Genomic DNA, 13,812 nt, shown 5'->3' with positions numbered 1-13,812 from the left:
TCCGAGGTCGCTGCTTCATCGCAACACTCCTTCCGCCAGGCGGTCATAGTGTGTTGCATCGATCGGTTGAATCCGCCCTCCTTGGTGGACACTATCGTGACCGGCCGCCCAGCAGAGTTCAAGACGGGTTCGCCGGACGCTTACCTCACTTCAATCGCGAGCGAGTGAGATCTGGCTCCCCATGACCACGCCGATCATCACCGCAGTGCCTGAGCCAGCAGGCACTGATCATCGACGTGGCCGCCAAGGTGCTAGATGATCGCCCAAACCACCCGCCAGATTGCCGCCAACACCCAACGCTGCCTACCGGGACGCCCCCGATCTCGGCCGCCTAACCATCTCATACCTCATGCGCGGTACGCTTACAAGGGGTGGCATGGCTTAGGTTTTGTGGATTGAGGCCTCACTCCGCATCGGAGCCGGCGGAGTCGCCCCCGCAAAGCAACATCCAATCCCCGCATCGCGTTGCCCCAAAGCTGCCGCTTGAGCGCAAATCACCTCACGCCAAAGCAACTCATCCGCGTGGCCTTCAATGACACCAAGGAATCACACTGCCGCAGCAAGTCCTGGATTTCCCGCATAGTCGGAGCCGCATTTTCGCGTAGGTTTTCGATGAGGGCAAGCGGCGAACTTCGCAGATTCAGCTGATCGAACAGCTTGCCAGCCAGCGTGGATGCGACGGCGCCGCATGCCGCTGAAGCTACCAGACCACCTTTAGAGCAGCGCCATCCGAAGCAGGCACCGGCGCCGCTTCCGATCAGGACCCTCTTGTAGGCTGCCGAATCCGGCATCCGGCGCTGTCGCGTGTCCATCAACTTGGTGGTCAAATCCACCGTCGGGGTAAATCCGACGTCCTTGTCTGCGAGAAGCAGCTTCAGCGAGTCCACCCCGCCCCCCTTCCGGAGGAAAAATGGTACTTTCGCCGGACTACCAGCTTTGCATCGATGTCGGTTACACCTTCAGTCGCTTCGGCGTCTCATGTGGGGGATCGTTTGTCGACATCGAGCGCGTAAGGACGATCGATACGCGCGCGTTGTGCGGGAACGTACCAGAGGCGCGCAAAGAGGAGTGGATCAGGTGGCTCGCTGAGTTGGTTCGCGCGAAGCGCAACTTGTGGCCATCCATCACCCGATGCGGCCTTTGCTTTCCTGGCTTGGTGTCGGCGCATGGCGATATTGGTCGTACGAATGCTATCTGGGGCGACGGCGCAAGCGATCTCGCGGCCCCCGCACTCTCCGCCCGGTTGGGCTTGCGAGTAGACGTTCTCAACGATTTGACGGCCGCTGCCATCCGCCATGGTGAGGACTCGTGCTTCACCGATCAGCGTACCGTGCTAACGCTCAGCGTCGGCAGTGGCATCGGATCCAAGATCTACGACAGGGTCGAACGACGCGTCGTCATGGAAGGCAGCGGCCGCAACGGCGAGATCGGTCTTGCGGTCGTCGACGAGGGACCGGAGGCACTGAGGAACGCCAATGGACTGCTGCCTGGCATCCTAGGCAACTACGCCTCGGGCGTCGGCTTTGCCCGTTTGCTCCGACATAACGCCGCGATCGCCAGCGGGGGGCAAGCGTACAAGGCGTCGTTGCTGTGGTCGACGCTCGCTAAAGGCGGGGCAGCCATCGACACGATCGACGACGTCCGGTTAAACGAAGTCGCGGTCGCCTGCATTCAGGCCGGCGACGTCTTCGTCTGCAAAATTCTGCAGCGCTCAATTAAGTATCTCGCTCAGGCGCTTCATGTCGTCGTACTGTTCGACGCGCCAGATGTAATCTTGCTAACCGGCGGCTTCGCCATCGCCGTCGGCGAGGTGTACCGGCGCGAGCTATGCACAGCGCTCTCGCGCTACCTACCATTGCTGTATTCTTCAGACGAAATCAACCACATGGTCAAGCTTGCGGCGGCAGACGATCTCGAAAGCTTGCGCGGCGTTGCCGTTTGGTTGGAGCGATTGCGATTGCCAAAGAATGAGCCCATTCAATAGCTGTCGTGTCCCGGATGATTGGCTCCTCGGCAGCCGATATGCGATCCTTGTGGGCCGGGAAGTCCTGAAGGGCTTGCTGGCAGACTTGAAGCAGCGGAGGCCATGATGCTGATCAGCTTGCACAAGAACGCGACGACCACGCCGGCCACCAGGCTGGCGATTCAGCAGGCGCAAGGCACCGAGGCCGAGTTGGTGCAGCGCTTCGGCGTGGGCAAGTTCACCATCCGCAAGTGGCGCAAGCGCACGACGGTCGAAGACGGCAGCCACACGCCGCATCGGCTGCAGACCACGCTCAACGTCGGCCAGGAAGAGATCGTCGTCTACCTTCGCACGCACCTGCGCCTGTCGCTGGACGACTTGCTGGCGGTGGTGCGTGAGTTCATCGAACCGGCGATGAGCCGCTCGGCGCTGGACCGACTGCTGCGACGGCGTGGCGTCAATCGCTTGCCTGAGCCCGAGGTCCAGAACACTTAGGGAAGGTCTGCATAAATCGCCCCACGCCGTGCTTGGCGCCGACGTGAAGCCCTGAGACGATTGGGTCCATGAAACAGCACAGCCTGGGCCCGGGAGTGACGGCCAAGCGAACGCGGCGCAGGGAGTTCCTGGAGGAGATGGAGAAGGTCGTGCCCTGGGCTGAGCTGGTGGCCTTGGTGTCGCCGTACCTCCCTGAAGGCAAGCGTGGTCGCCCGCCGTTCTCGCCCGAGACCATGTTGCGCATTCACTTCATGCAGCAGTGGTTCGCGCTGAGCGACCCGGCGATGGAAGAGGCACTGCACGATATGCCGGTGTTTCGCGAGTTCGCAGGCCTGGAAGGCTGGGACGAGCGGCTGCCCGACGAGAGCACGATCCTGCGCTTCCGGCATGTGCTGGAGAAGCACAAGCTGGCTGCCCAGATCCTGCAGACTGTTAACGACCTGCTCAGCGCCAAGGGCGTGATGCTCAGGAGCGGCACGGTGGTGGATGCCACCTTGATTGCGGCGCCGAGTTCGACCAAGAACAGCAGCGGTGAGCGCGACCCGGAGATGAAGCAAAGCCGCAAGGGCCAGCAGTGGTACTTCGGTATGAAGTGCCACATCGGCTTGGACATCGAGTCGGGTCTGGTCCACACCGTGAAGGGCACGAGTGGTGCGGTCAACGATGTCATTGAGGCCAACAGCCTGGTGCGAAGCAGCGACCACGACGTCTTTGCAGACGCTGGATACCAAGGCGCAGGCAAACGGCCCGATGCCCGCGACGACGTGACCTGGCACATCGCCATGCGACCGGGCTTGCGCAAGACGCTGGACCCCAGCGATCCGATGGATCGATTGGTCGAGCAACTGGAGCGCGTGAAGGCCGGTATCAGGGCGCGGGTTGAACATCCCTTCCGTGTGGTCAAACGTCAGTTCGGGCATGCCAAGGTTCGCTACCGCGGCTTGGCCAAGAAAACGGCGCAGCTGCACACGCTGTTTGCGCTGGCCAACCTGTGGCTTGTGCGGCGCAAACTCCTCGGAGCGATGGCATGAGTGTGTCCGCAGCCCGCCAAATGGCTCTCGCCACCGACGATTCCTCAGCCCTGAGGCTGCCGACTCGTGCGAATCCAAGGCTGGCGGCATCACATTCCCAACGGTTCAGCGCATTGCAATGCTCGGGCGGGCTTTGTGCAGACCTTCCCTAAGCCAAGGCAAGGTTCCGCAGGGTGGCGGCGCCCCCACGCAGAGCGGGCACAAGGAGGTTGCACCCCAACCATTGTCAGGGCTATAATTCAGCCGGAGTCGGTTTGCGATGCCATCAATTCGACAGGAGCTCACGATGCAACAGGACGAGGACGAAGAGGCGGGTGCCGGCCGGTTGTACGAATCCAAGAGTGTCGAGAAAATGTCCCTGCCGGAGCTCATTGAGCTTCAGAGAAAGTACCCGGCACGATTTGTTCAGGTACTGGACAAATCGCTGAACGTCAAGGTCCCCATCGGTTTGCTGCATCTTCCCGTGCTAGACACGGGCGCGTGATTTCCGGGCGGGCGCCTGACGGCTCGCCGAGGCATCCTTGTGGGCGGGTCGGCTTGGCTAACCATTTCCTTGGCAGACGGCACGGTATTGCTGCGTAATCTCTGGCGACTTGTCTCGGCCTAGGAGGCCGCTCGTTCGTGCAAGTGATCTTCCTCGACATCGACGGAGTCCTGCACCCGAGAAGGGCGGTGGCAGAGCTCTTGAGGACACCCACGCCTGCGAGCGCCGAAATCGCAGGTCGCGGCCTGTTCCGCTGGTCGATACTGCTTGAGAGCGTGATCGTTCCTGCCGACGACGTTGCCATCTACATTCACTCGTCATGGCGGCACGTAAGGAGCGTTGAGGAGCTTGGCATCATGCTCGGACCGCTTGGCCGCAGACTCGCCGGCGTTACGGTCGGCGAGGGCCGATGGGAGTCCATTCTCCGGACGGTTCATAGGGTCCGTCCTAAGTCGTGGCTCGTCATTGACGACGAGCCGAGCGAATTTCCGCAGCCGCTGCCTCGTGATGTCGTGATCTGCGACCCGAACAGAGGTGTGTGTTGCCCGACCGTCGTCGGCGCCATCAAGCGGTTCCTCGCCGACATCAACTAACCGCTAGCCCATGAGTGACGCACTCCTCGAAATGGCGAAGGTCGCCATGGCGCACCTTCGTGACCCTTCGATGGATGTCACGTCGATCGCGCCACGGCTGGCTAGCTACTTCGCCTTGGCGGGCCGCATGCGTCAGGCGGTCCCCGAGCTCGGGATACAACTGCATCACCGGATGGTGCACGAGGCGCTCCAATGGGCGACGCGCTCGTCGCCGTTCTATCGACGGTCGCTTCCGGGTCTATCGAACAGCGGCAGCCTGGTGCCGATCGAGGAATTCGAGTCGATTCCGATCATGAACCGCGACGACATCTCGCGTCACATCGACGAGATCCGCACGCCAACGGCGAATTTCGCCTTCGCCACCTTCACTAGCGGTACGACCTCCGGCGAGCCGCTCATCATCGAACGCTGCGAAGAGGAACAGCGCTACCTCCACGAGTTCGTATCGACGATGTCCCCGCCGAGGCAACGGGCGGACAAGCGCTTCGCGTTGCGACTGGTGACGCCGTGGCATGGGCGTGTGCTCGAGTTCCCTTCCCAGTATCACTTCATTCCCGTCAGCGTAACCACATTGAGCGGCCTCAAAACCGCGGCCAAACTGCTGATGCGGACGTACGTGCACGATTCACGTGAAAACCGAATCTCCGGCATCGGCGGCGGACTCATCTCCGTGCGACGCTTGACGGCGTATCTCGAGCAGTCGGTCGACGCGGCCGTGCTGCCCCGGCTGTTGACACTCCAGTCGACCAGTGAATACGTCACTGCCCACGCGCGGCGGCAAATCGAGCGCTTTTGGGGCGTCGACTTGATCGACCGATTCGGCCTCAGCGAGGCGATTGTGGGCGCGTGGCGGTGCTTGCACTGCCGACGGTACCATCTTGAGCCGTACGGCTACGCGGAGGTGATTTCCTTCGAGACTGGACGTCCGATTGCCGACGGCGTCGGACGGCTCGTGATCACTGGCTACTATCCGTTCATGCAGGCCGTCCCATTCGTCCGCTACGCTACCGGCGACGCGGTGCGGCTGTTCGCATCAGCGTGCCCGACAGGCAGACCGGGCATGGAATTACTAGGTCGGATCGACCGATCGGTGCTTGCCGGCGTCGCGTGGGTAATCGGCGAGTACGAAATCTACGACATTCTCGATGAGCATCCCGCCCTGCAGCGGACCCCGGTGTATTCGCAGTTTCCGGTCGGACTGCAGGAAGCGGGGGCCTTTCCAGTTTATCGCTACGAAAGAGTCGGAGAGACACACACGCTCTATACCCAGCTGCGGGACGGCGACGAGCTGGACAATGATCGCCTCGGGCAGCTGGCGCATGGAATCAAACAGACACTCACGGCGCGCACCGGCGCGGACTGGCGTGTGATCATTGCTGGGCGCTCGACCGGCGACGCGTCAGCATGAGGCCACGCGCCTCTTGGGTGCTTCTAATGGCCGAGCCTTCGCGCGCACGTGCGGCGTAGGCTGCGGCAACATGGCGAGATGTTCACGCCGCGCATCAAGCCCTTTAGCCTCTTCCCCGAAGAGGCCCCAGAGGACCTGGTCCTGGTGCGCCGGCGCAAAGCCAAGCTCGAAGGCTACGTGCAGACGTTCGCGGCGATGGACAAGCTGATCGACTTCTCGGAGATGGCCGCAGCGGTGGACGCTGCATGCCCGAGGGCCGACCGCAGCAAGGGGTGGGCGTCCGCCGTACCCCACCGAAGCGCTGGTGCGCATGGTGTTTCTGCAGGGCCTGTACAACCTGTCCGATGAACAGTGCGAACATCAGGTGCTTGACCGGCTGAGCTTCCAGCGCTTCTGCCGACTTGACGGCGTGCTGCGCATCCGTGATGCCCGCACACTGTGAGCGTTTCGCCAGCGGCTGGCCCAAGGTGGATTGGGTGGCAAGGCCATCTTCGAGACCCTGAGCCAGCAACTGCAGCAGCATTGCCTGATTCCGCGTGGCCGTCAGATCGTGGACGCCAGCATCGTGCAGGCCCCGATTGCGCAAGCCAACGCCAAGGAACGCGAGGCGCTCAACCGTGGCGATGCGCCGGAAGGCTAGAGCGCCAAGCGCCTGGCCCACACCCTGGACGATTTAGCACGGCAAGGCCTTCTACGGCTACAAGCTGCACGGCAACGTGGATGGGCGCTACAAGCTCAACCGAGAGCTGAAGATCACGCCGGCCAACGCGGGGGCCCTTTGATTTCGGTGCAAAAAAGTTGACGGTTCGTTTGCCCAGCAACGGCGCGGGCCCTGAGCGGTAAGTCGTTGATACCACTGGATTTGCTGTTCGGTCTGGCCTCGCGTATCTTTGGCTGCCTTTCGACTCTTGGGGAGCGGCGGCGATGCAGGGCTGGCAAGCACCTTATCTGGGCCTGCGTGAGCTGCCGCGCGAGATCTCTGCTTTTGAGCTGCAGGCCTTCTTCAGCTTCAGCCCCTCCGAACAAGAGCTGATCGAGCGGCGCCGGGGTGACCAGCACAAGCTCGGCCTGGCGCTGCACATCGGCTTCCTGCGCATGAGCGGGTGGCCATTGAACAGCGTTCGTGCCGTGCCAGTGGCCTTGCTGCGCCACTTGGGCCAACTGCTGGACATCGAGACGCCCGATCTGGCCTCGTTGCGTGCGCTGTACACCCGAGGCCGCACCCTGTTCGACCACCAGCGACAGGCTTGCGAGGTCCTGGGCTTTGCCTGGATGAGCGAACACCAACGCCGCGCGCTTGTGCGTGAACTGCGCGACGAAGTGGCGCACACTGCCTACTAGGAGCGACTGCTGCTGCGGGCGCGCCACTGGCTGTACGAGCACCGGCTGATCATCGTGCACGAGCGCGTCATTCGTGCCCTGGTGGCTGCGGCACTTGCCGATCTCGAAGCCACCACTGCGGCATCCGTCCGAATCTCCGTGCCGGCCGGATGGCCAGCACTGTCAGAGCTGGTTGTGGAGCACGCCTGCCAAGCATTACACGCGCCAGATCGCTGAAGTGCACGAGCGCATCGCCTTCCTCAAAGAGCTGGGCCTGGATCGCCACCTGAGCGAGCTCAACGACACCCTGGTGCGCCGCTACGCCTGGCGCATGTCCACACGTCCGCCCTCGGTCAGCGAGCGCATCACGGAGCCGGCACGAGCCGTCGAGTCGGCCTGCTTCCTGCGTTAATGCCCGCTCACGGCAACGAACCAGTTCATCCTCATGTTCCAGCGCCGCGTTTCTGATTTCTGGCGCCAATGCGCCGACGAGGCGGGTGCCGCCGTCGACTGGTCAAGGCAGTACCAATTGCTGTTGGAGGATTTGACGGACCTGGTCGAGGACGAATCCGCTGCGGTCGAACTGCGCACCAGGCTGCTTGAGCTGGTTGCCGCCAGGCGTGCACAGAAGGCGCCGAGTCGAGCGTCGGGCATCCGTCGGCAACTGATCGCCACCATCGTCCCTGTGCGCTCGCTCCTGGTCGCCGTCAGCAGCCTGAGCTGGAAGGCCACGGGTGAACATCCTGCACTGCAAGCACTGGACACCTTGCGCACGCAGTACGCGAGCGGCGACAAGATCCTGCCGGAGGACTTCACGGCGGCACGGCTGGGAGCGGCTTGGCGCCAGGACATCGCCGACGCCGACCGGGAGCGGGCATTCCGGGCGCTGGAGGTGGCCACGCTGTTGGCCTTGCGCCGCGCCGTTCGCAATGGCTCTGTCTGGGTCGAGCATTCGTTGAGCTTCCGTGGTCAGGAGCGGCTGTTCATCCCGGATGAGCCTGGAGACCAGCCGCCGGGTTTGGCAGGCGCGTCAGGATCCAAGGCGGCAGACGGCCTCCATCGGCATCTATAGCCACGTGCGTGACCGCTGGGGCATCTTCCACGCTCAGCCCATCGTGCTCAACGAACGTCAGGCCGGCGCGGCCATCGAGGGGGTGGTGCGGCAGGAGCGAGTCGAGACGACGCAACTGGTGGTGGACACCCACGGCTACACCGACTTCGCCATGACCCTGGCCCGGCTGCTGGGCTTCGATCTGTGTCCCAGGCTCAAGGAGCTCACGCAGCGACGTCTGTTCGTGCCGCGCGGCATGAAGGTGCCCGAGGAGATCGCTGCGGTCTGTGAGGCCGGCATCGACACCTCTTTCATTGAAGCCCACTGGGACAGTCTGGTCCACCTGGCGGCCTCGGTGTCGAGCGGGCATGCCAGCGCCGTGAGCGCTCTGGCACGGTTCGGCTCGGCCGCCAGAGGCGACCCGATTTATGACGCCGGCGTGCAACTGGGCAAGCTGCTGCGCACGGCATTCCTGGCCGACTACTTTGTCAACGAGGCCTTCCGCCGCGAGTTGCGCCGGCTGCTCAATCGCGGTGAGGCGGTCAATGCGCTGAAGCGAGCGATCTATACCGGCCGCGTCGGCCCAGCGCAGGCCCGGCGCGCCTACGAGATGCAGGCGGTTTCCGATGCGTTGAGCTTGCTGGACAACATCGTGATGGCGTGGAACACGGCGCAGATGCAGGCCGTGCTGGATCGCTGGGCCAACCGGCGCCAGATCGTGCCGCCCGAGCTCATCGGCCGGGTGGCACCCACACGGTTGGAGGGCATCAACCTGCGTGGCGTCTTCCGCTTCCCGCTGGAGCGCTACGCCCAGCAGATCCTGCCGTCACAGGCGACAGCGAAAACAAGCGCCGTCGGCTGAAACCGATCGTGCAAACAGGGCTTCAGCGGCCGATCAGAGGACCAACAGAAACTCGTTGCCTGACAAGCACTTGGCGGCGGCCGAAAAACGAACCTCGCGTCAATGCTCACTGTGCGGACAGGCACGAACCGTCATTTTTGGCACTGAATTCAAAGGGACCCCGCTGTAGCGAAATTCTGGCTCGACCTCAGCTGCACATCGGAGTTAATGGTAAACCCTCTATTTCGCAGGCTAGTTGACATAATTAAGATTGTCGCCACTTATTGCGTTCGGCGACATTGACGTCAGGGCGGCGGCCAGAGGCGGTGACTTTTTTCTTGTCCATGTCGCCGGTATGACGTTGCATGTGTTCTGTCAAACGTGCACAATTCTTTTGTCTTCTATGCGACCACTCCTATGTACAGCATGACCCTGGAGCAACTGCGCGCCACCGCGGCGGCCGGTGGTGTTGCCGGCGTCACCCTCAAGGGTCAGGGCGGCGGCTTCATGTTGCGCATTGCCACCCGCAGCGGCCAGGATGCGGTACTGGCCAAGGCGCGCAGCACCGAGCCGCGTCGTTTCGGCAACCCTGCCTCCGCGATGATCCTGCTGCGCGAGGTCGGTATCGCAGTAGCGCAGCTCGACGCCACCGACTGGGATCCGAGCGAGAAGGACATGAGCCGAAGCCGATCCAGCCAGGCAGAGGCGATGCGGGTCGCCCACCAGGCGGTGGCCCACAACCGGTGGTTGGCCGCCGAGATCCAGGCGTCTCTGGACGATGCGCAGCCGAGCACGCCGCACGACGAGGTCATGGCAGCCATGGACGCCGAGATCGACGCCATCGGGAGGGGGCGCGCCAGGCCCGTGCGTCGAGCGCGTGCATGAACAGGCCACCACGGCAACCAGAGGCCCTGATCGCCCAGGCGATGCTGGCCGCGGCGCACGAGGCGCGGCCCAGTCTCATCACCGCCGACGAAGCAGCCGCGTTGGAACGTCTGTTGGCCCACGCACAGCGCGATTCTGGGCAGAGCAGGCGGGTCGCAGACTTCCTTCTGGCCTGGTGGAACAGTGGCAGTTGTGGCGCCTTCGATCTGACCGCGCTGTGGTCGCTGGACACTGCCATCGTCGCCGACATGACCGTGGTCTTTGGCTTAATCGGCCGCGTCCATCGATACCCAGACAGCCTGGGCTATGAGGCGGAGTTCAAGTCGCCCGTTCAGGCATGGCTGCCGCAGCTCGGTGATTGATGTCGGCGGACGAGTACGACATCGTGTGGCGCCCCAAGGCATCTGCGGACCTTCTGAGCATCGTTCGCTACATTGCCCAGGACAGCCCCACACGGGCGCGGGCGTTCGGCAAGCGACTGCGCGACAAAGTGCAAGCGCTGGCGCAGCAGCCGCGCCTTGGCCGTGAGGGGCGCCCTGGCCTGCCAGCTGGGATTCGTGAGCTTGTCCTGCACCCGCACTACATCGCCTTCTACCGCGTGCTCGATCAGTCGCGCACCGTCGAGATTGTTCGCGTCAAGCACACTTCACAGCAGACGCCTTGAGCCAAGTGTTGCGCAGGGCCGTGCAGTGACTTGGTGCTTTGCGTTGGCGTCCACTTCAGCATTCAGCTCCATGTCGTCATGAGCTCTCCCAAGTCGCCCCCTGGCCAGAACCCTTCCGACAAGGACCTGCAAGCCCTGCTGCAACGCCTGCGGTGCCCAACTCCCTTGCATGCACTGCGCACGCTGGTGCTGGGCCACATCAGCAGCCCGCAGCCGTCCGTCTCACCATTGGCTGCACTGGCTCAGGCTTGGGGTGGCGAGTTGCCCGAGTTCGCCTCCGCTGACGAGGCCGAGGAGGTGATGCAGGTTCTCGTGCGCGGTCTGTGGAACCGCCTGTCTGAGCACCAGAGCTCGCGCAACCCGTTTCGGCTGACGCGCTACGAAGTGGCGCCCAGCCGACAGGCCCTGCTTGATCTCGCTCGCGTGCGCGCACAGGAGCTGAAGGGGTTTGTGGACGGGCTGTTCGGCACCGAAGACGAGATGCTGCTTCCGCAGAAGGCGGACGTGTCCATGGGGGCCCTGTCTGAACTGCACGCGATGTTCGATGGTGCCGCCGGCGTTCTCGCTGACGACACGACGCCGGCGTCAGAGCCGGAACTGAAGGCGCTGCTGCGCAACCTGCAGCACATGACCATCGCGGCCGACGAGTACATCAACAAGGTCGTGCAGTCCTGCAAGCGCGCCCGTGGCCAGCACCAGGCGTCCATGGCCATGGTGATGTCCAGGAAGACCATGACTGATGGCGACGATGACGACGATGGCGATGTGGCCCATGCCGACGACAGTGTGCCCGACATCATCGAGTCGCCACTCAGCCAGCAGGTGACGCGCCACGGCGTCACTGTTCGGATTGAGATCTACGGCGACTCCCACGACCGTTGGATTCTTGAGGTCGTGGATGCCGAAAACGCCTCGCATGTATGGGAAGAGCATTTCGAGACCGACCAGCAGGCCCTGGACGAAGCCCTGCGTGCGCTTGACGAGGAGCCGCTGGAGTTTTTTGGTCGGATCACTCAGCAGCCGTTGAATTGAGCGGACGCGCCGCCTTGGTGGCGCTCCTCCTATACGGGTCGTGTGCCAGTCTGCCAGTCGGTGGATTCAGGTCTGACGGACGTACCCGCGGCGCGCCCGACGCGCATCCTCGCGGTTCAGGCGATCCCTGCCTGCTTCCAACGAGCTGAGCGGCTCCGCCTTGTGGCCGCCGCGCCGGCTGCCGCGTCCACCCCACGCGCGAAAGAACTCCAGATCCCCGAAGAGGTTGCGCCGGACTTCCGCGGCGTAGTACCTCGTCGGGGAATTCCAGGCCAACGCGGGAAGGGTGAAGAAATCGGAATCCACGGGCATGACGACCACTGTAGCGTTACTGTGGCTCATGGGATGAGCCAGCGCAAGTAACTGGGGCGCTGGGGGCTTGGCAGCGGCTTTTCCGCTGATCTACACTTGGAAACAACCGGCGGCAATGAGTAAACGACACGCTGGCGAGAGCAGTAGTGAGCAGTACCAAGGGGGGTGCCATAGAGCAGTACATCGGCGCCAAAAAATAAGTCAATCAATGACTGCGCCATGTCCGCGAGAAACTTCGACCGTGTCGGCGATGAAGATGAACTCTTCGCCGCTGTGCTTCAGTGTGCCAACGCCCTGGACTTCAGGTTCGCCACACTGTCTCTCTCAGTTCACCGCGGCACCTCGGCCGAATACTACGAACTGAATAACCTGCCGCCGGCGTTCGTCCTCGCGCAGAAACCCGACTCATGGCAGCGCGACCCCGTGCTGCGGCACATGAAGCGCTCGTCGCTTCCCCTGTTGTGGGGGCGCAAGATCTATGAGCAGGCGGGCGCGATTGATCTCTATGAGGAACAGGAGCCCTGGGGCATCGCCGGGGGCGCTGCGCTCGCGCTGCACCTGCCCAAGCGACGGCGTCTGTTCGTGGGCTTTGATGGCTCTGAGCGGGCGTGGCGCAGCCAGCCGGGACGGGTTTGCGCCGAGCTCGTGTCCGTTGCCAACGCCTGTTTCCCCCACGTTCTCCGGCTGGCGCCGGCCAGGATGCGCAGCAGGCTCAATGAGCGTGAGCGCACGGTCATGGAAAGACTGTCCGCCGGTCTCTCGCTGCAGGACACGGCGGCAGCCCTCGGGCTCTCACGTCGGACCGTTCTGGCTCATGTCAAGGCGGTCTCTGCGCGGCTCGGCCTGTCAACCGCGCAGACCATTCACGACGCACAGCGCATTCTGGTGGATGAGGAGGGGGCCTTGTCATGAGCACGGACTTGGCAGGAGAGGCCGCGGCTGGCCTGGCACCCAGTGTTTGCCAACAGTACGGCCCGATCTTCGATGACGCCGTGAACGCCCGATCCTTGGCCGCTCTGGAGAGCGCGTGCCACGACTTCGCGCAGCGGTACGGCATCAGTTCGTTCATCTTGACGCTGGCACGCCCCCGAGGGGGGACGGCCTCGCGCATTCACCGGGCGCATTGGGAGCTCGATTCCATTCATTCGGGGCCGGCTGGCTGGAGCGCGGCCTTGTCCGACAGCATGGCTTCGTGCCCTGTACTTCAGACCTTCCTGGACGGGCGCGTTGAGCCGCTGCGTTGGGGTCACGAGCTTTTCGTACTGGCGGGCACGCCATCACGTTGGCGCGCGTATGAGCAGGCTGGGTTGACCCGTGGTCTGGCCTTTGTGTCACCGCTAGGCGACAGGGGGCTGGTGGTCCTCGACCTGGGCTTGTCCGCGCATCAGCCAAGCGTCGATTTGTCCCAGGTCTTGATGTGGGGGCAGCTGTTCACGACCCTGGCCAGTGAAGCCACGCACCGGCTGCTGTCCAAGCGGGCTGCGCCGGGTGCCGATCGCGACGCGGCGCCTGCGCTCTCTCAGCGCGAAATGCTCACCCTGCAATATGCGGCCAACGGACTGAGCTTGACCGAGATTGCCAAGGAGCAGTTTGTCTCCCGCTCTGTCGTGGAGCGCGCACTGGTGGCGGCACGAGACAAACTGGGCTGCGCGACGACCGTGGCGGCCGCCTGCCGAGCGGTGTCATTGGGTGTGATCGACGCACCCTGACGTCAAGCCGGCCAGGCCGCCAGG

General features: G+C 63.4%; 16 protein-coding genes and 2 pseudogenes. 16 read left to right on the top strand and 2 right to left on the bottom strand.

The genetic code is table 11. The features are described from left to right. Positions 1–494: 494 nt before the first annotated feature. Positions 495–887 (bottom strand): hypothetical protein, encoded by a 393-nt coding sequence (locus KAK07_RS23725; RefSeq protein WP_210853548.1) that lies wholly within the window; start codon positions 885–887, stop codon positions 495–497. Between the two features lie 23 nt (positions 888–910). Here KAK07_RS23725 and KAK07_RS23720 point away from each other — a divergent pair, with 23 nt between their 5' ends. The 14 genes and pseudogenes from KAK07_RS23720 to KAK07_RS25535 all read left to right on the top strand — a co-directional run bounded on the left by KAK07_RS23720 (position 911) and on the right by KAK07_RS25535 (position 11,767). Continuing rightward, the gene (locus tag KAK07_RS23720; protein WP_210853550.1) at positions 911–1,984 is read left to right on the top strand and encodes an ROK family protein; all 1,074 of its coding nucleotides are present in this window, start codon (positions 911–913) and stop codon (positions 1,982–1,984) included. Positions 1,985–2,089: 105 nt separating this feature from the next. Next, a pseudogene (locus KAK07_RS23715) lies at positions 2,090–2,437 on the top strand (IS481 family transposase); the annotation flags it as partial. Positions 2,438–2,526: 89 nt separating this feature from the next. Further along, positions 2,527–3,489: an IS5 family transposase gene (locus tag KAK07_RS23710; RefSeq protein WP_210853554.1), complete on the top strand. Its 963-nt coding sequence runs from the start codon at positions 2,527–2,529 to the stop codon at positions 3,487–3,489. A 286-nt stretch (positions 3,490–3,775) separates the two neighbouring features. Continuing rightward, positions 3,776–3,973 carry a hypothetical protein gene (locus tag KAK07_RS23705; RefSeq protein ID WP_210853556.1) on the top strand — a complete coding sequence of 66 codons (198 nt, stop codon included), beginning with the start codon at positions 3,776–3,778 and terminating at the stop codon, positions 3,971–3,973. A gap of 137 nt (positions 3,974–4,110) precedes the next feature. Continuing rightward, positions 4,111–4,566, top strand: a complete 456-nt coding sequence (locus KAK07_RS23700; RefSeq protein ID WP_210853558.1) for an HAD domain-containing protein — start codon at positions 4,111–4,113, stop codon at positions 4,564–4,566. A gap of 10 nt (positions 4,567–4,576) precedes the next feature. Then, a complete protein-coding gene (locus KAK07_RS23695) occupies positions 4,577–5,974 on the top strand; it encodes a phenylacetate--CoA ligase family protein (protein WP_210853560.1) in 1,398 nt (465 codons plus the stop codon). Between the two features lie 78 nt (positions 5,975–6,052). After that, positions 6,053–6,322 carry a hypothetical protein gene (locus KAK07_RS25550; RefSeq protein ID WP_247661076.1) on the top strand — a complete coding sequence of 90 codons (270 nt, stop codon included), beginning with the start codon at positions 6,053–6,055 and terminating at the stop codon, positions 6,320–6,322. Further along, complete coding sequence (locus KAK07_RS25545; RefSeq protein WP_247661063.1) at positions 6,285–6,416, top strand: transposase; 132 nt, start codon at positions 6,285–6,287, stop codon at positions 6,414–6,416. The genes KAK07_RS25550 and KAK07_RS25545 overlap by 38 nt, the downstream gene beginning before the upstream one ends. A 30-nt stretch (positions 6,417–6,446) precedes the next feature. Beyond that, positions 6,447–6,614 carry a hypothetical protein gene (locus tag KAK07_RS25540; protein WP_247661055.1) on the top strand — a complete coding sequence of 56 codons (168 nt, stop codon included), beginning with the start codon at positions 6,447–6,449 and terminating at the stop codon, positions 6,612–6,614. A gap of 284 nt (positions 6,615–6,898) precedes the next feature. Then, positions 6,899–9,207 (top strand): annotated as a pseudogene (locus KAK07_RS23685) (Tn3 family transposase). Between the two features lie 405 nt (positions 9,208–9,612). Next, on the top strand, positions 9,613–10,071 hold the full coding sequence (locus KAK07_RS23680) for an antitoxin PaaA2 family protein (protein WP_247664574.1): 459 nt from the start codon (positions 9,613–9,615) through the stop codon (positions 10,069–10,071). 41 nt (positions 10,072–10,112) lie between these two features. Further along, positions 10,113–10,433: a DUF7673 family protein gene (locus tag KAK07_RS23675; protein ID WP_210803161.1), complete on the top strand. Its 321-nt coding sequence runs from the start codon at positions 10,113–10,115 to the stop codon at positions 10,431–10,433. Then, the gene (locus KAK07_RS23670) at positions 10,433–10,735 is read left to right on the top strand and encodes a type II toxin-antitoxin system RelE/ParE family toxin (protein WP_210803104.1); all 303 of its coding nucleotides are present in this window, start codon (positions 10,433–10,435) and stop codon (positions 10,733–10,735) included. Before KAK07_RS23675 ends, KAK07_RS23670 begins: the two co-directional genes overlap by 1 nt. A gap of 78 nt (positions 10,736–10,813) precedes the next feature. After that, positions 10,814–11,767, top strand: coding sequence for a hypothetical protein (locus KAK07_RS25535; RefSeq protein WP_247652911.1), 954 nt, complete (start codon positions 10,814–10,816; stop codon positions 11,765–11,767). Positions 11,768–11,833: 66 nt separating this feature from the next. Here KAK07_RS25535 and KAK07_RS23660 read toward each other — a convergent pair whose 3' ends face one another. Next, positions 11,834–12,079 carry a WGR domain-containing protein gene (locus KAK07_RS23660; RefSeq protein ID WP_210863450.1) on the bottom strand — a complete coding sequence of 82 codons (246 nt, stop codon included), beginning with the start codon at positions 12,077–12,079 and terminating at the stop codon, positions 11,834–11,836. A gap of 219 nt (positions 12,080–12,298) precedes the next feature. On the opposite strand from KAK07_RS23660, the gene KAK07_RS23655 reads away from it, so the two are divergent. After that, entirely contained in the window at positions 12,299–12,991 is a 693-nt protein-coding gene (locus KAK07_RS23655) for an autoinducer binding domain-containing protein (RefSeq protein WP_210863448.1), read from the top strand. Continuing rightward, complete coding sequence (locus KAK07_RS23650) at positions 12,988–13,788, top strand: helix-turn-helix transcriptional regulator (RefSeq protein ID WP_210863447.1); 801 nt, start codon at positions 12,988–12,990, stop codon at positions 13,786–13,788. The genes KAK07_RS23655 and KAK07_RS23650 overlap by 4 nt, the downstream gene beginning before the upstream one ends. Positions 13,789–13,812: the final 24 nt, after the last annotated feature.

The sequence above is a fragment of the Ideonella alba genome, from assembly GCF_018069875.1.
Lineage (GTDB): Bacteria > Pseudomonadota > Gammaproteobacteria > Burkholderiales > Burkholderiaceae_C > Ideonella > Ideonella alba.
This window is presented reverse-complemented; position numbering and strand designations above follow the sequence as displayed.